This window comes from Pseudomonas sp. PDM22 (assembly GCF_014851965.1).
Classification (GTDB): Bacteria; Pseudomonadota; Gammaproteobacteria; order Pseudomonadales; family Pseudomonadaceae; genus Pseudomonas.
On sequence record NZ_JACVAR010000002.1, the window covers coordinates 573,395 to 590,372 of the forward strand.

The 16,978-nt window shown below is 65.2% G+C and carries 17 protein-coding genes; 11 read left to right on the top strand and 6 right to left on the bottom strand.

Annotated features, from left to right (window positions below):
- Positions 1–22 precede the first annotated feature (22 nt).
- The 3 genes from ybaK to IB255_RS08255 all read left to right on the top strand — a co-directional run bounded on the left by ybaK (position 23) and on the right by IB255_RS08255 (position 2,424).
- Positions 23–493, top strand: a complete 471-nt coding sequence (gene ybaK / locus IB255_RS08245; protein WP_081517701.1) for a Cys-tRNA(Pro) deacylase — start codon at positions 23–25, stop codon at positions 491–493.
- Between the two features lie 93 nt (positions 494–586).
- Positions 587–1,372 carry a PhzF family phenazine biosynthesis protein gene (locus IB255_RS08250; protein WP_081517702.1) on the top strand — a complete coding sequence of 262 codons (786 nt, stop codon included), beginning with the start codon at positions 587–589 and terminating at the stop codon, positions 1,370–1,372.
- Positions 1,373–1,467: 95 nt separating this feature from the next.
- A complete protein-coding gene (locus IB255_RS08255; protein ID WP_081517703.1) occupies positions 1,468–2,424 on the top strand; it encodes an FAD-binding protein in 957 nt (318 codons plus the stop codon).
- Here IB255_RS08255 and IB255_RS08260 read toward each other — a convergent pair.
- Both IB255_RS08260 and argF read right to left on the bottom strand, forming a co-directional pair.
- A complete protein-coding gene (locus IB255_RS08260; protein ID WP_081517704.1) occupies positions 2,421–3,482 on the bottom strand; it encodes an ABC transporter ATP-binding protein in 1,062 nt (353 codons plus the stop codon). The two genes, IB255_RS08255 and IB255_RS08260, sit on opposite strands and share 4 nt — an antisense overlap.
- A gap of 149 nt (positions 3,483–3,631) precedes the next feature.
- Positions 3,632–4,549, bottom strand: coding sequence for an ornithine carbamoyltransferase (gene argF, locus IB255_RS08265; protein ID WP_081517705.1), 918 nt, complete (start codon positions 4,547–4,549; stop codon positions 3,632–3,634).
- 315 nt (positions 4,550–4,864) lie between these two features.
- Here argF and IB255_RS08270 point away from each other — a divergent pair, with 315 nt between their 5' ends.
- The 3 genes from IB255_RS08270 to IB255_RS08280 all read left to right on the top strand — a co-directional run bounded on the left by IB255_RS08270 (position 4,865) and on the right by IB255_RS08280 (position 8,645).
- Entirely contained in the window at positions 4,865–6,958 is a 2,094-nt protein-coding gene (locus IB255_RS08270) for a molybdopterin oxidoreductase family protein (protein ID WP_081517706.1), read from the top strand.
- Between the two features lie 132 nt (positions 6,959–7,090).
- Positions 7,091–7,417 (top strand): Grx4 family monothiol glutaredoxin, encoded by a 327-nt coding sequence (grxD, locus tag IB255_RS08275; protein WP_017521010.1) that lies wholly within the window; start codon positions 7,091–7,093, stop codon positions 7,415–7,417.
- Between the two features lie 64 nt (positions 7,418–7,481).
- Entirely contained in the window at positions 7,482–8,645 is a 1,164-nt protein-coding gene (locus IB255_RS08280; protein ID WP_081517707.1) for an MFS transporter, read from the top strand.
- A 46-nt stretch (positions 8,646–8,691) separates the two neighbouring features.
- Here IB255_RS08280 and bfrB read toward each other — a convergent pair whose 3' ends face one another.
- Positions 8,692–9,168 (bottom strand): bacterioferritin BfrB, encoded by a 477-nt coding sequence (gene bfrB, locus IB255_RS08285; protein ID WP_017521012.1) that lies wholly within the window; start codon positions 9,166–9,168, stop codon positions 8,692–8,694.
- A 220-nt stretch (positions 9,169–9,388) separates the two neighbouring features.
- Positions 9,389–9,604: a bacterioferritin-associated ferredoxin gene (locus IB255_RS08290; RefSeq protein WP_081517708.1), complete on the bottom strand. Its 216-nt coding sequence runs from the start codon at positions 9,602–9,604 to the stop codon at positions 9,389–9,391.
- A gap of 268 nt (positions 9,605–9,872) precedes the next feature.
- On the opposite strand from IB255_RS08290, the gene IB255_RS08295 reads away from it, so the two are divergent.
- Complete coding sequence (locus IB255_RS08295) at positions 9,873–10,475, top strand: peroxiredoxin (RefSeq protein WP_081517709.1); 603 nt, start codon at positions 9,873–9,875, stop codon at positions 10,473–10,475.
- Between the two features lie 60 nt (positions 10,476–10,535).
- Here the strand turns inward: IB255_RS08295 and rnt are convergent, their stop codons facing one another.
- Both rnt and pyrC read right to left on the bottom strand, forming a co-directional pair.
- A complete protein-coding gene (gene rnt, locus IB255_RS08300; protein ID WP_037011317.1) occupies positions 10,536–11,216 on the bottom strand; it encodes a ribonuclease T in 681 nt (226 codons plus the stop codon).
- Entirely contained in the window at positions 11,213–12,259 is a 1,047-nt protein-coding gene (pyrC, locus tag IB255_RS08305; RefSeq protein ID WP_151186176.1) for a dihydroorotase, read from the bottom strand. The genes rnt and pyrC overlap by 4 nt, the downstream gene beginning before the upstream one ends.
- 138 nt (positions 12,260–12,397) lie before the next feature.
- On the opposite strand from pyrC, the gene IB255_RS08310 reads away from it, so the two are divergent.
- The 4 genes from IB255_RS08310 to ppnN all read left to right on the top strand — a co-directional run bounded on the left by IB255_RS08310 (position 12,398) and on the right by ppnN (position 16,913).
- The gene (locus IB255_RS08310; protein ID WP_318652751.1) at positions 12,398–13,396 is read left to right on the top strand and encodes a flagellar protein MotY; all 999 of its coding nucleotides are present in this window, start codon (positions 12,398–12,400) and stop codon (positions 13,394–13,396) included.
- Between the two features lie 132 nt (positions 13,397–13,528).
- A complete protein-coding gene (locus IB255_RS08315) occupies positions 13,529–14,746 on the top strand; it encodes an argininosuccinate synthase (RefSeq protein WP_081517712.1) in 1,218 nt (405 codons plus the stop codon).
- Between the two features lie 95 nt (positions 14,747–14,841).
- Positions 14,842–15,234 (top strand): lactoylglutathione lyase, encoded by a 393-nt coding sequence (gene gloA / locus IB255_RS08320; RefSeq protein ID WP_045209838.1) that lies wholly within the window; start codon positions 14,842–14,844, stop codon positions 15,232–15,234.
- Positions 15,235–15,521: 287 nt separating this feature from the next.
- Complete coding sequence (gene ppnN, locus IB255_RS08325) at positions 15,522–16,913, top strand: nucleotide 5'-monophosphate nucleosidase PpnN (protein WP_081517713.1); 1,392 nt, start codon at positions 15,522–15,524, stop codon at positions 16,911–16,913.
- The last annotated feature ends 65 nt before the right edge of the window (positions 16,914–16,978 follow it).

Sequence of the window (16,978 nt, forward strand, 5' to 3'; positions counted from 1 at the left end):
GCCTGCGAGAAGCCCGCCGATCATGACCCCCGCCATCGACCTGCTGAAAAAGAACCGCGCCGAACACCACGTACTGAGCTACGAGCACGACCCCAAGGCGCCGTCCTACGGCCTGGAGGCCGCCGAGAAGCTCAACCTCGACCCGGCGCGGGTGTTCAAGACGCTGCTGGCGGCAAGCGAGAAGGGCGAACTGCTGGTGGCGGTGGTGCCGGTGGTGGGCAGCCTGGACCTCAAGGCGCTGGCCCACGCGGCGGGCGTGAAGAAGGCCGACATGGCCGACCCCAACGCTGCGCAGCGCGCCACTGGCTACCTGGTTGGCGGCATCAGCCCGCTGGGACAGAAGAAGCGCCTGCGCACCTTCATCGACGAATCCGCCCAGGGCTTCCCGACCATCCATGTCAGCGCTGGCCGACGCGGTCTGGAAGTGGAGCTGAGCGCCGAGACGCTGGCCGGCCTGACCTCGGCGAAGTTCGCGCCCATCGGCCGCCCCTGATCGCTCAACCCCGGGGACTGTGTGGTCCCCACTGTACGGTTCGCCGCCCGCCGGCTTCTGTCATGCTCGGCCATCACTTACAAGGAGATCGCCATGCTGCTCGACTTCCATCAGGTGGACGCCTTCACCGACCGTCCTTTCGCCGGCAACCCGGCCATGGTCTACCGCCTCGATGCTTGGCTGAACGACGAGCTGATGCAGAAGATCGCCGCCGAGCACAACCTCTCGGAGACCGCCTTCCTGGTGAAGGAACCCGAGGGCTGGCGCATCCGCTGGTTCACCCCGACCGCCGAGGTGCCGCTGTGCGGCCACGCCACCCTGGCCAGCGCCCACGTGCTGTTCGAGGTGTTCGATGAGCCGGGCGAGGTGCTGGAGCTCAATTCGCTGTCCGGCCCGCTGCGCGTGACCCGCGAGGAGGGCCGTCTGGCGCTGAACTTCCCGGCGCAGCCGCCGAGCGAAACCGGCGCCACCGTGGAACTGGCCAGCGCATTGGGCGTGGACGTGGTGGATGCCCTGAGCAACGCCTCGCACCTGCTGGCGCTGCTGGAATCCGAGCAGGCCGTGCGCGACTGCAAGCCGGATTTCGCCGCCCTGGCACGTCTGCCGTACCTGGGGGTGATCGTCACTGCGCGCAGCGATGACTACGACTTCGTCTCGCGCTTCTTCGCCCCGGCCATCGGCCTCAACGAAGACCCGGTGACCGGCGCCGCCCACTGCAGCCTGATCCCCTACTGGTCGGGCCGCCTGAACAAGCTGCAGATGCGCGCCTTCCAGTGCTCCGAGCGCGGCGGCGAGCTGTGGTGCCGCCTGGAGGACGACCGCGTGAACATCGCCGGTTATGCGCGCCTGGTGGCCAGCGGTCGTCTGCTGGTTGTTTGATCTGTGACCGGGGAGATTTCGTCTTCCCGGCGTAGGCTGGCCTTCCCTGAAAACCGCGCCCCTCTGGCGCGGTTCGCAGCTTCGGAGGAAGGCCCATGGCAACCCTGGTCATCGCTGACTATCACACCCACACCGGCTCCCCCGTTCTTGCCCCGGCGACCCTGAACGCCCTGGCGGCCGCCCGGCAGGTCGGCGGTGAGGTGCATCTGCTGCTGGCCGGCAGCGGCCTGGCCCAACTGGCGGAGCACGCTCGCGGCATCGAGTGCATCGCGCGCGTCGTGCTGGTGGACGATTCCGCCTACGACCACCTGCTGGCGGAAAATCTCTCCACACTGGTCGTGCAGCTCGCTCCCGGCTACAGCCATATTCTCGCGCCTGCCAGCGCCATGGGCCGTGATTGCCTGCCGCGTATTGCCGCGCTGCTGGACGTCGATGCGGTTTCCGATGTCATCGCGGTGATCGATGACGAGACCTTCCAGCGCCCGATCTACGCCGGCAATGCGATTGCCACGGTGCGCTGCGCAGGGCGGCTGAAAGTGCTGGGTATCCGGCCAACGGCCTTCGACCCGGTTTCCGCTGAAGGCGGCAACGCCGAGCTGGAAAGACGCAATGGGGCGGGCGATCTCGCGCTTTCGTCCTGGCAGGGTGAGGAGCATCCGGACTTCGAACGCCCGGCACTGGAAGCGGCGCGGGTAATAGTCGCTGGCGGGCGCGGGCTGCAGACCGAGGAAGGCTTCGCGGCGCTCTATCCCCTGGCGGATCGCCTGCACGGCGCCGTGGGCGCTTCGCTGGCGGCGGTGGACGCAGGTTTCGCACCGGCGGAGCTGCAGATCGGCCAGTCCGGGCGCATCGTCGCGCCGGAGCTTTACCTGGCGGTAGGGATATCCGGTGCGGTGCAGCACGTGGCGGGGATGAAGGACGCCAAGGTCATCGCCGCGATCAACCTCGATCCGGACGCGCCGATCTTCGAGATCGCCGACTACGGCCTGCAGGGCGACCTGTTCGAGTTGCTGCCGGCGTTGATGCTCGAGTTGGACAGCGCGCTCGGCTAGAGCGCCACGCTGCCCTGTGCCGGGAACAGCACCAGGTGCTCGGCGGCGACGCCGATGGCCACTTCGTCGCCCGGTTGATGGTCGGAGTGGCTGGGGAATAGCGATTCCAGCTGGGTGCCGGTGGGCAATTGCAGACGATAGAGCGTCGCCGCGCCGAGGAACGACTTGCCGACAATCCGCGCCTTCAGCGCGCCATCGGCGGCCGGCACCAGGTCGTCCGGGCGCAGCAGCACATCCACCGCACTGCCGTCCGGCAGGCTGTAGGCGCGATTGCCGCGCAGCAGGCCCAGTTCGGTCTGCACCGCATCGCGTCCGCACATCTGTCCGCGAATGAAATAACCCTGGCCGACGAAGCTGGCGACGAAGGGTGTCTGCGGTTCGTGGTAGAGGTTGAACGGGGTGTCCCACTGCTCCAGCACGCCATGGCGGAATACGCCGACGTGGTCGCTGACGGCGAAGGCCTCTTCCTGGTCGTGGGTGACCAGGACCGCACTGGTGCCGCGAGCCTTGAGGATGTCGCGCACCTCGTGGCTGAGCTGGCGGCGCAGTTCCACGTCGAGGTTGGAGAAGGGTTCGTCGAGCAGCAGCAATTGCGGTTGCGGCGCCAGCGCGCGGGCCAGGGCCACGCGTTGCTGCTGGCCGCCGGAGAGCTCGTGGGGGAAGCGCTGGCCGAGGCCGTCGAGCTTCACCAGCTCCAGCAATTCGCCGACGATGCGCTCGCGCTCGGGGTGCTTGCGAATGCCGAAGGCGATGTTGTCCGCCACCGACAGGTGCGGGAACAGCGCGTAGTCCTGGAACACCATGCCGATCCGGCGCTTCTCCGGCGACAGGGTGAAGCCGGGGCGGGAAATCACTTCGCCGGCCAGTTCGATGCGGCCGGCCTGCACCGGCTCGAAACCGGCGATGGCGCGCAGGGTGGTGGTCTTGCCGCAGCCCGAGGGGCCGAGCAGGCAGCCGATGTCGCCGACGTTCAGGTGCAGGCTGACGCCTTGCACCACACGCTGCTGTTCATAGCCACAGGAAAGATCTTCGAGGTTGAGCAGCAGCGTTTGGGTCATTGAACGTAGAACCTGTTCAGAATCTCGCCGAGCGCAGTCCGGGCTAGGCGGAATCAGGTAAAAAAGCGCAGTTTACGCCTGCTGAATGAGCATTTTTTACCTGATTCCAACGCCGCCCGGGCCAGCGCAGGCAGATTATGGGCAGGTTCTCAGGCGTAGTGGGCGTGCTCGACCAGCAGTTCGAGCAGCGCCTTCTGGGCGTGGAGACGGTTTTCCGCCTGGTCCCAGGCCACGGAGCGCGCGTCGTCCAGCAAGTCTTCGCTGATCTCTTCGCCACGGTGGGCCGGCAGGCAGTGCATGAATAGTACATCCGCCGCAGCGCCGTCGAGCAGCGCACGTGTTACCTGATATGGCTGGAACAGGCGCAGGCGCGCGGCCGCTTCGTCTTCCTGGCCCATGGAGGCCCAGACGTCGGTGCTTACCAGGTGCGCGCCGGCCACCGCCTCGCGCGGGTCGCGGAAGATCTTCACGCGATCGCCAGCCAGTTCCATCAGGGCGGCATTCGGCTCGTAACCTTCCGGGCAGGCCACGTTCAGCTGGAAGTCGAAGCGGATCGCCGCCTCGATGTAGCTGTTGCACATGTTGTTGCCGTCGCCGATCCAGGCCGCCGTCTTGCCGGCGATGCTGCCGCGGTGCTCGAAGAAGGTCTGCATGTCGGCCAGCAACTGGCAGGGATGCAGGTCGTCCGACAGGCCGTTGATCACCGGCACGCGGGAGTTTTCGGCGAACTCGATCAGGTTGCTGTGGGCGAAGGTGCGGATCATCACCGCATCGACCATCCGCGACATCACCCGTGCGGCGTCGGCGATCGGCTCGCCACGGCCCAGCTGGGTATCGCGCGGGGAGAGGAAGATGGCCTGGCCGCCGAGCTGGATCATGCCGGCTTCGAAGGAAATCCGCGTACGGGTCGATGCTTTCTCGAAGATCATGCCCAGCACGCGGTTCTTCAGTGGTTCGTAGAGCACGCCTCGGTCTCGCAGGTCCTTCAGCTCGGTGGCGCGGCGGATCAGACCGAGCAGTTCTTCGGTCGTGTAATCCAGCATCGAGAGGAAGTGACGTGCGCTCATGGTTCGTACCTACTACTTATTCTCAGAAATCAGGCCGAGGTACCGACCGGCTTTCGTGAGAAAAAACGGGCTGAACCTGCGGCGGGACCGCATGGAGCGGAAAATGGGGGAAGGCGCGATCCTATAAGGAAATGACGGATCTACGCAAGTTTCCCCCGGAAGGCCCGTCGGGCGGGGCTTCAACATGATCGTTCCTGATGCCCCGCGATTCACCCGACGGAAGCTGGTGGTGCTTCGCCAGGCCAGGATTCATAGTGCTTTCGACCCCGCGACCGGCCCCATGAGGCGCCGGCGACAACAATAACGAGGCGAGCCATGAGCAAGACCCTCCACCACCGTGCGTGCCACCTGTGCGAGGCCATCTGCGGCCTGACCATCGAGACCGAGGATGAGCGCATCCTCTCGATCAAGGGCGACGCCCATGACAGCTTCAGTCGCGGCCACGTCTGCCCCAAGGCGGTGGCGCTGCAGGACATCCAGAACGACCCGGACCGCCTGCGCCAGCCGGTGCGCCGCGTCGGCAACGAGTGGCAGCCGATTGGCTGGGACGAGGCTTTCGAACTGGTCGCCACGCGTCTTGCCGAGATTCGTTTACGCCATGGCAACGACGCCGTGGCCGTGTACCAGGGCAATCCCAGCGTGCACAACTACGGGCTGATGACCCACAGCAACTACTTCCTCGGCCAGCTGAAGACCCGCAACCGTTACTCGGCGACCTCGGTGGACCAGTTGCCGCATCATCTGGTCAGCCAGCAGATGTTCGGCCATGGCCTGCTGATCCCGATTCCCGACATCGACCACACCGACTTCATGCTGATCCTGGGCGGCAACCCGCTGGCCTCCAACGGCAGCATCATGACCGTCCCGGACGTGGAGAAACGCCTGAAGGCGCTGAAGGCGCGCGGTGGCAAGCTGGTGGTGGTCGATCCGCGTCGCACCGAGACGGCGGCGCTGGCGGACCAGCATCTGTTCGTCCGTCCCGGCGAGGATGCAGCCTTGTTGCTGGGCATCCTCGACACGCTGCTCAGCGAAGGGCTGACCCGCGCAACCGCCCTGCCGGTGAATGGCCTGGAGGCGGTACGCGAAGCCCTGGCGCCGTTCAAGGTCGAAGCCATGGCCGCGCGCTGCGGTGTGCCGGCCGAGGATATCCGCCAGCTGGCGCGGGCTTTTGCCGCCGCCGACAAGGCGGTCTGCTACGGGCGCATGGGCGTTTCGACGCAAGTCTTCGGCAGCCTGTGCCAGTGGCTGGTGCAATTGATCAACCTGGTCACCGGCAACCTCGACCGCGTCGGCGGCACCCTGTGCACCACGCCGGCGGTGGACCTGGTGGCGACCACTGCGGGCGGCGCTTTCAATCGCTGGCAAAGCCGCGTGTCCGGCCTGCCGGAATACGGCGGTGAACTGCCGGTGGCGGCGCTGGCCGAGGAGATGCTCACCGAAGGGGAGGGGCAGGTGCGCGCGCTGGTGACGGTGGCCGGCAACCCGGTGCTGTCCACGCCCAATGGCCGTCGCCTGGAGCAGGCGCTGGATGGCCTGGAGTTCATGCTCAGCGTCGATCTGTACATCAACGAGACGACCCGCTACGCCGACCTGATCCTGCCGCCCACCGCGCCGCTGGAGCACGATCACTACGACACCACCTTCAACGTCTTCGCAGTGCGCAACGTCACCCGCTTCAACGAGGCGGTCCTGCCCAAGCCCGAAGGGGCGCTGCACGACTGGGAAATCTTCGTCGGCCTGGCCAAGGCCTATGCCGCGCGTCAGGGCAGCGAGCTCAAGCCGACCATGGCGCCGGAGCAGATGATCGAGATGGGCCTGCGCTTCGGCCCCTACGGCGACGCCAGCGAGCACAAGCTCAACCTGGCGCGGCTGCGCGAGCACCCGCACGGGCTGGACCTGGGGCCGCTGCAGCCGAACCTGGCGCCGCGCCTGAAGACCGCCAGCCGCAGCATCGAGGCGGCACCGGAGATTTTCCTCAACGACCTGCGCCGTTTTGCCGACAGCCAGTCGCCGGCCATCGACCAATTGCTGCTGATCGGCCGCCGCCACGTGCGCAGCAACAACTCGTGGATGCACAACTATCACCGCCTGGTGAAGGGCAAGCCGCGCCACCAGTTGCTGATGCATCCGCAGGACCTGGCGTCGCGCGGGCTGGTAGATGGGCAGAAGGTGCGGGTGCGTTCGCGGGTAGGCAGCATCGAGATCGAAGTGGCTTCCAGCGATGAAGTCATGGCCGGCGTGGTCAGCCTGCCCCACGGCTGGGGCCACGGGCGACCGGGCGTGCAACTGGCCATCGCGCGCGAGCAGGGCGGTGCCAGCGCCAACGATCTGACCGACGAGCGCCACCTGGATGCACTCTCCGGCAACACTGCGCTCAATGGTGTGCCGGTGGAGGTCGAGGCGGCCTGACAAGCTGACGCACGTCACCTGCAAAGCCGAGCGTTGCACTCGGCTTTGCAGTACAATGCGCGGTACCGTGCCGGCCTGTGCCCCCAGAGGCGACTGCCGGGTCAGTGTCTGATAGTTAAGCCGAGGAAGTTCATGGATATCATCGATACCATCAAAGAGCAGATCTCCAGCAACCCTGTTCTGCTGTACATGAAGGGTTCGCCGAACGCTCCCCAGTGCGGTTTCTCGTCCCGCGCCGCGCAGGTGCTGATGGCTTGCGGCGAAAAGTTCGCCTACGTCGACATCCTGCAGAACCCGGAAATCCGCGCCAACCTGCCCAAGTACGCCAACTGGCCGACCTTCCCGCAACTGTGGGTCGGTGGTGAACTGGTCGGCGGCAGCGACATCCTGGCCGAGATGTTCGAGAAGGGTGAGCTGCAACCGCTGATCAAGGACGCCGTGAGCAAGGCCAACGCCTGAGTCTTTCGTGCTGTCGCACAAAGCCCCGCCTTGGCGGGGCTTTGTTTTTGGGAAGAAATAAAAGATGACTGAACAGACGCGGGCCAACGCCGCGCGCTGGGCGTGCGGATACTGCTTCGCCATGGGCGGGATGGTCCATGGCAGCGTGATGGGGCGGGTGCCGGCCCTCAAGAGCATGACCGGGGTCGACGAGCAGCAACTGGGCCAGGCGCTTCTGGGCGCTGGCTTCGGCGCGCTGCTGGCGTTCGCCTTCGCCGGCGCGCTGGTGCGGCGCTATGGCAGCCGGGCGATCACCGTGATTTCCGGGTTGGCGCTGATGGCGACCTTCCCCTTGCTCGGGCTGGCGCAGGATGTCTGGGTACTGGCGGCGGGCTTCCTCGCCGTCGGCCTGAACTTCGCGACCATGGACGTGGCGATGAACACCCAGGCGGTGGAAGTCGAGCGGCGCCTCGGCCGCCCGTGCATCTCCAGTTTGCATGGCATGTACAGCCTGGGCGGTCTGGTCGGTGCAGTCGGCGCGGCAGCGTTTGCCGACCTGGCGCCGATCTGGCACTTCAGCCTGCTGGCGCTGATCGCCGTGGCGATCCTGCCGTTCTTCGCCCGTCATCTGTTCGAGGGCCGCCCGCAACCTATGGAGGAGGAGGCGCCAGCCCAACGTGGCTGGCGCCTGCCGCCACCGGCCTTGATCGGTCTGGGCTTGCTGACCCTCTGCGCGTTCGTTTCCGAAGGGGCGGTTGCCGACTGGGGGGCCTTGCTGCTGCATCAGGTGCTGGGCGCGTCCGAACGCCTGGCAGCACTGGGCTTCGCGGCATTCTCCGCAACCATGGTGCTGGGGCGGCTGTTCGGTGATCGCTTGCGCGTGCGCTTCGCCGACGAGGCGCTGGTGCGCAACCTGGCGCTGCTGGCGATTTCGGGCATGTTCCTGGCGCTGTTCAGTCCGTGGGTTGCCGGCGCGATTGCCGGATTCGCCCTGGTGGGCGCGGGACTGTCGGTGGTGGTGCCGATCCTGATCGGCGCCGCGGGCAACCGGCCGGGCGTCGAGCCTTCGCGCGGCGTGGCGGCGGTAGCGTCGTTCGGCTATGGCGGCTTGCTGATGGGCCCGCCGCTGATCGGCTTCCTCGCCGAGCACGTGGGCTTGCGCCTGTCGTTGCTGGTGGTGGTGGGGTTGTGCGCGGGGCTGGTGCTGAAGGCGTCACTGGTGCGCCGTCCGCCAAAGGCGAACGTCTAGAAGAGAAGGGCACCGGCGTCCACAACAGCGCCGGTGCCTTTTTCTATCAGTCGTCTTCGTGCATGTGCGACTGCAGGTAGTTTTCCAGACCGACTTTCTGGATCAGGCCCAGCTGGGTTTCCAGGTAGTCGATGTGCTCTTCCTCGGACTCGAGGATGTCCTTGAGCAGGTCGCGGCTGACGTAGTCATGCACGCTTTCGCAATGCACGATGGCGTCGCGCAGGTCCTTGCAGGCCTTGAGTTCCAGGTTCAGGTCGCACTGCAGCATTTCCTGGGTGTTCTCGCCGATCAGCAGCTTGCCCAGGTCCTGCAGGTTGGGCAGGCCTTCGAGGAACAGGATGCGTTCGATGAGCTTGTCGGCGTGCTTCATCTCATCGATGGACTCGTGGTACTCATGCGCGCCGAGGCGCTTCAGGCCCCAGTCGTTCCACATGCGCGAGTGCAGGAAGTACTGGTTGATGGCGATCAGCTCGTTGCCGAGGATCTTGTTCAGATGCTGGATGACTTTCTTGTCGCCTTTCATGCCGGGGTCCTGCCGTGTGGAGTGGGAGAGATTGAAATTCTCGCGCCCTTATAACCATCTGTCAAACATAAGTCCTTGAATTTGCTATAAAAAGGAATATGAATGCGAATGTTTTCATTCCGCAACTTGGCGCTAAACCACTGAATTACGGGCATAAAAAAACCGGGCCAGAGCCCGGTTTCCTTGGAATTTTGGCTGAATCGATCAGCGGTCTTTTTTCTCAACCCGCCGCGTAGGCCAGGTTGTAGTTCATCGCCTGGGCGCTTTGCAGCTCGCCGAGGGTATCGCGAACCACCTGTTTGGCCAGGCAGGCGCACTTGCCACATTGAGTGCCGACGCCGGTGCACTCGCGCACTTCACGATAGTTGCAGGCGCCGTCGTAGATCGCATCGCGGATCTGAGTATCGGTAACACCGTTGCAGAGGCAGACGTACATGGTTGCACTACAGTCGCTGTGGGGTTGTTGGAAGCGATACTAATAATAATGAGAATGATTGTCAAAATTTACCAGGAACCCCTTTCGTGGTCTCCGATAAATGGTCGTGAGGTCAGTGAATCAGCCGCGAAAGCCGCATGGATGAAGGCCTTGCGCGCCGGGTGTATGATGGCTGCCCCACTGGAGCGGCAACCCCTCAAGCCCGGCAGTTTCGACCGGGCAGCGGGCGTTTCGCTCCCAAGCGCCTCACCATTTCCGGAGACAAGGAATGAGCGTACTCGTAGGTAAGAAAGCTCCCGATTTCAACGTGGCCGCCGTGCTGGGCACCGGCGAGATCGTCGACAGCTTCGTGCTGTCCGAAGCCATCAAGGGCAAGTACGGCCTGGTGTTCTTCTACCCGCTGGACTTCACCTTCGTGTGCCCGTCCGAGCTGATCGCCCTGGACCACCGCATCCCCGACTTCCAGGCGCGCAACGTCGAAGTGATCGGCGTTTCCATCGATTCCCACTTCACCCACAACGCCTGGCGCAACACTCCGGTGGACAAGGGCGGCATCGGCCCGGTCAAGTACACCCTGGCCGCCGACATCACCCACGAGATCGCCAAGGCCTATGACGTCGAATCCGAAGGCGGCGTGGCTTTCCGTGGCGCCTTCCTGATCGACCAGAACGGCGTGGTGCGTTCGCAGATCGTCAACGACCTGCCGCTGGGCCGTAACATGGACGAGTTGCTGCGTCTGGTCGACGCCCTGCAGTTCACCGAGGAACACGGCGAAGTCTGCCCGGCCAACTGGAAGAAGGGCGACAAGGGCATGACCGCCTCGCCCGAAGGCGTTGCTGCCTACCTGGCCGAGAACGCCGGCAAGCTGTAAGGCTGCTGGTGAATAAAAAAGCCCCGCGATTGCGGGGCTTTTTTATTCAGGACGGCGCGATCAGTGATCGTCTTCCATCCAGCCGCCGAATTCCTTCCAGCGGTTGACGATGCCGCAGAACAGCTCGGCAGTCTTCTCGGTGTCGTAGCGCGCCGAGTGAGCCTCGCGGTTGTCGAACTCGATGCCGGCGGTCTGGCAGGCCTTGGCCAGGACGGTCTGGCCGTAGGCGAGGCCGGCGAGGGTAGCGGTGTCGAAGCTGGAGAACGGGTGGAACGGATTGCGTTTCACGCCGCTGCGGTTCACCGCCGCATTGAGGAAGCCCAGGTCGAAGCTGCTGTTGTGGCCGACCAGAATCGCCCGCTTGCAGCCGTTGGACTTCAGCGACTTGCGGATGCCGCGGAAGATTTCGGTCAGCGCCTGTTCTTCCGGCACGGCCATGCGCAGCGGGTGGTCCAGCTTGATGCCGGTGAACTCCAGCGCCGCCTGCTCGATGTTGGCGCCTTCGAACGGCTCCACGCGGAAGAAGTAGGTGTGTTCGGGGAACAGGTAGCCGCTTTCGTCCATGCCGATGGTGACGGCAGCGATTTCCAGCAGGGCGTCGGTGCCGGCGTTGAATCCACCGGTCTCGACGTCCACCACGACCGGCAGGTAGCCACGGAAGCGGCGCGCCATCGGGTGGCGTGGGCCGGGCGGGAAGGAACCGTCGAGTTCTTCTTCGAAGATTTCGTTCTCGTCACTCATGCCTCGGTCTCCAGCAGGCGCCAGCGCAGTTTTTCACCCGCGCGCAGCGGGACGACGTCGAAATCGCCGAACGGCAGGGCCGCCGGGGCTTCCCACTCTTCGCGGACCAGGGTGATGCGGTCGCTGTTGCGCGGCAGGCCGTAGAAATCCGGGCCGTGGAAGCTGGCGAAACCTTCCAGCTTGTCCAGCGCATTGCGCTGTTCGAAGGCTTCGGCGTACAGCTCGATGGCGGCGTAGGCGGTGTAGCAGCCGGCGCAACCGCAGGCGGCTTCCTTGGCGTGGCGCGCGTGGGGGGCCGAGTCGGTGCCGAGGAAGAACTTCGGGCTGCCGCTGGTGGCGGCATCCAGCAGGGCTTCCTGGTGGGTGTTGCGCTTGAGGATCGGCAGGCAATAGAAGTGCGGGCGAATGCCGCCAACCAGCATGTGGTTGCGGTTGTACAGCAGGTGGTGTGCGGTGATGGTGGCGCCGACGTTGGCCGGGGCGGCCTTGACGAAGGCGGCGGCATCGCCGGTGGTGATGTGCTCGAAGACCACCTTGAGGGTCGGGAAACGCTCGACCACGCGGGTCAGGTGTTCGTCGATGAAGCGCTTCTCACGGTCGAACACGTCGACCTCGGCGCGGGTCACCTCGCCGTGTACCAGCAGCGGCAGGCCGACTTCGGCCATGGCTTCGAGCACGTGGAAGATGTTGTCGACGCTGGTGACGCCGGAATCGGAGTTGGTGGTGGCGCCGGCCGGGTACAGCTTGGCGGCGTGCACGAAGCCGGAGGCCTTGGCGGCACGGACTTCCTCGACGCTGGTGCGGTCGGTGAGGTACAGCACCATCAGCGGCTCGAAGCGGCTGCCGGCGGGACGGGCGGCCAGGATGCGCTGGCGGTAGGCGTCGGCTTCGGCGGCGTTGCGTACCGGCGGGACCAGGTTCGGCATGATGATGGCGCGGCCGAAGGTGCGGGCGGCGTCGCCGACGGTTTGCGCGAGTGCGGCGCCGTCGCGCAGGTGGATGTGCCAGTCGTCGGGGCGCAGGAGTGTCAGGCGGTCGGACATGCGGATTCCAGGGGTGCGGTTGCAGCGGGAAGAGGGTGAAATGCTACCGGAAAAGGCCGCCGCCGGCACTCGCTATCAAGTTTTGCCGAGGCCGACCGATAGAATCTGGGACGCCTCTTTATCTGTATGGAAGCCATCGTGCGCCAGCCCTCCCTTCTCCTGCTCGCTCTCTGTGCCAGCCTCCCGGCCTGGGGGCTGACCTTCCAGACGCGCATGGAAAGTGCGCAATGGACGGTGGAGGGCGACCAGTTCGAGTGCCGGCTGTCGCAGAGCGTGGCCGGTTTCGGCCTGGGCGAATTCGTCTGGCGCGCCGGCGAGCAGCCGACCTTCCGGCTCAAGCCGCAGACGGGCTGGCTGGGCAGCGGCTCGGCAACCCTGCTGGCGGCCGCGCCGCCGTGGCGTCCGGGGCAGGGCGACCTGAACCTGGGGGCAGTGCAGGTGGGTTCGGGCGATGTGCCTTTCAACAGCACCCAGCAGCAGGCCGGGCGGCTGCTCGGCGGTTTGCTGGAAGGCCGTGCGCCGGAAGTGCGCCACCGCACGCGCACCGGCGAGAACCTCCTGGTACGGCTGATGCCAACGCGTTTCGCCGACGGATACGTGAAGTTCCAGGACTGTTCGACGAAGATGCTCCCGGTCAACTTCGACCAGGTGCGCCAGAGCCAGGTCGGCTTCCCGGACGGCGGCACCGAGGTCGATCTGCTGGGCCGCGCCAAGCTGGACATCATCCTGCAGTACATGAAGGCCGATCCGACGGTGAATCGCATCGAGCTGGACGGCCATTCCGACAACAGCGGAAACCGCCTGGCCAACCGCGAGGCCTCGCGCCGCCGGGCCATCGCGGTGATGGAGTACCTGAAGGCCAATGGTGTGGCGGAATCGCAGATCACCGTGCGCTTCTACGGTGAGCGCTACCCGCTGGTGAAGAACAACTCCGCCGCCAACCGCGCGAAGAATCGCCGGGTAACGGTGAACCTGTCCCGCGAGGCGGTCGTCGAGCAGGCACCCGCCGAAGCCCCGCCAGCCCCTGCCGCACCGGCTCCCAGCACCGCCAGCGCGCCGGCTCAGGGCGCGCCGGCAGCGCCTGCCGCCAACGCGGCCAACCCACCCGCCACGCCGCCCGCGACACCCAAGGGCTGACCCGCGGCGTCGGGTCGCACCGACGATAGTATTTGTCGCTTTGTCGTCAAAAGCTGTCGCCCCTCTGTAAATTATTCCGAGCGGACAGTAGAATCGGCCCCTTTCGTGACAACCCCCGTGGAGTTGAGTGGCATGGCGGACGTGAAGAAGGTAGTCCTGGCGTATTCCGGTGGCCTGGACACCTCGGTAATTCTGAAGTGGCTGCAGGATACCTATAACTGCGAAGTGGTGACCTTCACCGCCGACCTGGGTCAGGGCGAGGAGGTCGAACCGGCCCGCGCCAAGGCCAAGCAGATGGGCGTGAAAGAGGTCTTCATCGAGGACCTGCGAGAAGAATTCGTCCGCGACTTCGTCTTCCCGATGTTCCGTGCCAACACCGTCTACGAAGGCGAGTACCTGCTGGGTACCTCCATCGCCCGCCCGCTGATCGCCAAGCGCCTGATCGAGATCGCCAACGCCACCGGCGCTGACGCCATCTCCCACGGCGCCACCGGCAAGGGCAACGACCAGGTGCGTTTCGAGCTGGGCGCCTACGCGCTCAAGCCGGGCGTGAAGGTGATCGCCCCCTGGCGCGAGTGGGACCTGCTGTCCCGCGAGAAGCTGATGGACTACGCCGAAGCCCACAACATCCCGATCGAGCGCCACGGCAAGAAGAAATCGCCGTACTCCATGGATGCCAACCTGCTGCACATCTCCTATGAAGGCGGCGTGCTGGAAGACACCTGGACCGAGCACGAAGAAGACATGTGGAAGTGGACCGTCTCCCCGGAGAAGGCCCCTGACTCCGCCACCTACATCGAGCTGACCTACCGCAAGGGCGACATCGTCGCCATCGACGGCAAGGACATGACTCCTGCCCAGGTACTGACCGAGCTGAACCGCATCGGCGGCGCCAACGGCATCGGCCGTCTGGACATCGTCGAGAACCGTTACGTCGGCATGAAGTCCCGTGGCTGCTACGAGACCCCCGGCGGCACCATCATGCTCAAGGCGCACCGTGCCATCGAGTCGATCACCCTGGACCGCGAAGTCGCTCACCTGAAGGACGAGCTGATGCCGCGCTACGCCAAGCTGATCTACACCGGCTACTGGTGGAGCCCGGAGCGCGAGATGCTCCAGCAGATGATCGATGCCTCCCAGGAACACGTGAACGGCGTCGTGCGCCTGAAGCTGTACAAGGGCAACGTCATCGTCACCGGCCGCAAGTCCGACGACTCGCTGTTCGATGCCAACATCGCGACCTTCGAGGAAGACGGCGGCGCCTACAACCAGGCCGATGCCGCTGGCTTCATCAAGCTCAACGCGCTGCGCATGCGTATCGCCGCGAACAAGGGCCGCAAGCTGTTCTGATAAGCTTGCGTCTCCCGTGACAAGCAGACCCCGGCCACGAGCCGGGGTTTGTGTTTATAAGCCCGCACTCCGGGCACCTGATGAGGAAAGAACCGATGAGACTGCTGCACACCATGCTGCGCGTCGGCGACATGGACAAATCCATCGCCTTCTACACCGAAGTCCTGGGCATGACCCTGCTGCGTCGCAAGGATTATCCGGACGGCCAGTTCACCCTGGCATTCGTGGGCTACGGCAACGAAGACGACAACAGCGTCATCGAGCTGACCTACAACTGGGGCGTGGACCAGTACGAGCTGGGCACCGGCTACGGCCACATCGCCCTGGAAGTGGCGGACGTCTACAAGGCCTGCGAGGACATCCGCTCCCGTGGCGGCAAGATCACCCGCGAGCCGGGCCCGATGAAGCACGGCACCAGCATCCTGGCCTTCGTCGAAGACCCGGACGGCTACAAGATCGAGCTGCTGAGCCCGCAGCGCAAGGACTGATCGCGAAGCGTCCTTGAAGAAACCCCGCCAATCCAGCGGGGTTTTTCTTTTGCGGTGCGTCATCAGAAAGTCATCGCAGCGTTCATACTCAAGGGGCATCGACGTCGGACGCGTCGATTGCGGAAGCAGTTTCCGCCATTCGCTTGTCACAGTCAGAAGGAGCGCGCTGCGGGCCGGAGAATCCCCGCCGCGACGCCCCCGGCAATGACGGCCGAATGGACGGCCGCATCGATTTATCGGAAAGCCGCGTGCTCAGGTGCCCGGCTTCCATCGTCAAGGAATACAGCATGTCCCCAAGACCGGTAAACAATGCCTCGGTCAGCCCCAAGGGCAGCCTCGAAACCCTCTCCCAACGTGAAGTCCACCAGCTCAGCGAAGCGGGCTCGGGCAGTACCTACAAGCTCTTCCGCCAGTGTGCCCTGGCCATCCTCAACACCGGCACGCAGATCGACAACGCCAAGCACATCCTCGACGCCTACCGCGACTTCGAACTGGAAATCCACCAGCAGGACCGCGGCGTGCGCCTGGAGCTGTTCAATGCGCCGGCCGACGCCTTCGTCGACGGCGAGATGATCGCCAGCACCCGCGAGATGCTCTTCAGCGCCCTGCGCGACATCGTCTACACCCAGAACGCCCTGAACAGCCGGCGCTTCGGCCTGGACAGCTCGGCCGGCATCACCGATTACGTCTTCCACCTTCTGCGCAACGCCCGTGCCCTGCACGCCGGCGTGGAGCCGAAGATCGTCGTGTGCTGGGGCGGCCATTCCATCAGCACCAACGAGTACAAGTACACCAAGAAGGTCGGCCACGAACTGGGCCTGCGCAGCCTCGACGTCTGCACCGGTTGCGGCCCGGGCGTGATGAAGGGCCCGATGAAGGGCGCCACCATCGGTCACGCCAAGCAGCGCATCACCGATGGCCGCTACCTGGGCCTGACCGAGCCGGGAATCATCGCTGCCGAGGCGCCGAACCCGATCGTCAACGAACTGGTGATCCTGCCGGACATCGAGAAGCGCCTCGAAGCCTTCGTCCGTGTCGGTCACGGCATCATCGTGTTCCCCGGCGGCGTCGGTACGGCGGAGGAGTTCCTCTACCTGCTGGGCATCCTCATGCACCCGGAAAACCAGGACATGCCGTTCCCCCTGGTGCTCACCGGCCCGCGCAGCGCGGCGGCCTACATCGAACAGCTGCATGCCTTCGTCGGTGCGACGCTGGGCGAGGCGGCGCAGAAGCGCTACCGCATCATCATCGACGACCCGGCGGAAGTGGCGCGGGAAATGAGCACCGGCCTGAAGCGGGTCAAGCAGTTCCGCCGCGAGCGCAACGACGCCTACCACTTCAACTGGCTGCTGAAGATCGACGAGGGGTTCCAGCGCCCGTTCGAGCCGACCCACGAGAACATGGCCGGCCTGGATCTGGGTCGCGACGTGCCGCCACACGAACTGGCGGCGAACCTGCGCCGGGCGTTCTCCGGCATCGTCGCGGGCAACGTGAAGGACCGCGGCATCCGCATGATCGAAGAGTTCGGCCCGTACGAAATCCACGGCGACGCGGCCATCATGGAACCGCTGGATGCTCTGCTGCAGGCCTTCGTCGAACAGCACCGCATGAAGTTACCAGGCGGCGCGGCGTACGAGCCGTGCTACCGGGTGGTGCAGCGCGCTGGTGTAGCGGTGTGAGCCTGTAGGAGCAGAAAACAAAAAGCCCCGCCAGGATGCGGGGCTTTTTCATGCAGGTACTTCGC

What these genes read in the sequence shown, in the direction of transcription:
- ybaK (WP_081517701.1), top strand. Translation starts at nt 23, where the DNA reads ATGACCCCCGCCATCGACCTGCTGAAAAAGAACCGCGCCGAACACCAC.
- IB255_RS08250 (WP_081517702.1), top strand. Translation starts at nt 587, where the DNA reads ATGCTGCTCGACTTCCATCAGGTGGACGCCTTCACCGACCGTCCTTTC.
- IB255_RS08255 (WP_081517703.1), top strand. Translation starts at nt 1,468, where the DNA reads ATGGCAACCCTGGTCATCGCTGACTATCACACCCACACCGGCTCCCCC.
- IB255_RS08260 (WP_081517704.1), bottom strand. Translation starts at nt 3,482, where the DNA reads ATGACCCAAACGCTGCTGCTCAACCTCGAAGATCTTTCCTGTGGCTAT.
- argF (WP_081517705.1), bottom strand. Translation starts at nt 4,549, where the DNA reads ATGAGCGCACGTCACTTCCTCTCGATGCTGGATTACACGACCGAAGAA.
- IB255_RS08270 (WP_081517706.1), top strand. Translation starts at nt 4,865, where the DNA reads ATGAGCAAGACCCTCCACCACCGTGCGTGCCACCTGTGCGAGGCCATC.
- grxD (WP_017521010.1), top strand. Translation starts at nt 7,091, where the DNA reads ATGGATATCATCGATACCATCAAAGAGCAGATCTCCAGCAACCCTGTT.
- IB255_RS08280 (WP_081517707.1), top strand. Translation starts at nt 7,482, where the DNA reads ATGACTGAACAGACGCGGGCCAACGCCGCGCGCTGGGCGTGCGGATAC.
- bfrB (WP_017521012.1), bottom strand. Translation starts at nt 9,168, where the DNA reads ATGAAAGGCGACAAGAAAGTCATCCAGCATCTGAACAAGATCCTCGGC.
- IB255_RS08290 (WP_081517708.1), bottom strand. Translation starts at nt 9,604, where the DNA reads ATGTACGTCTGCCTCTGCAACGGTGTTACCGATACTCAGATCCGCGAT.
- IB255_RS08295 (WP_081517709.1), top strand. Translation starts at nt 9,873, where the DNA reads ATGAGCGTACTCGTAGGTAAGAAAGCTCCCGATTTCAACGTGGCCGCC.
- rnt (WP_037011317.1), bottom strand. Translation starts at nt 11,216, where the DNA reads ATGAGTGACGAGAACGAAATCTTCGAAGAAGAACTCGACGGTTCCTTC.
- pyrC (WP_151186176.1), bottom strand. Translation starts at nt 12,259, where the DNA reads ATGTCCGACCGCCTGACACTCCTGCGCCCCGACGACTGGCACATCCAC.
- IB255_RS08315 (WP_081517712.1), top strand. Translation starts at nt 13,529, where the DNA reads ATGGCGGACGTGAAGAAGGTAGTCCTGGCGTATTCCGGTGGCCTGGAC.
- gloA (WP_045209838.1), top strand. Translation starts at nt 14,842, where the DNA reads ATGAGACTGCTGCACACCATGCTGCGCGTCGGCGACATGGACAAATCC.
- ppnN (WP_081517713.1), top strand. Translation starts at nt 15,522, where the DNA reads ATGTCCCCAAGACCGGTAAACAATGCCTCGGTCAGCCCCAAGGGCAGC.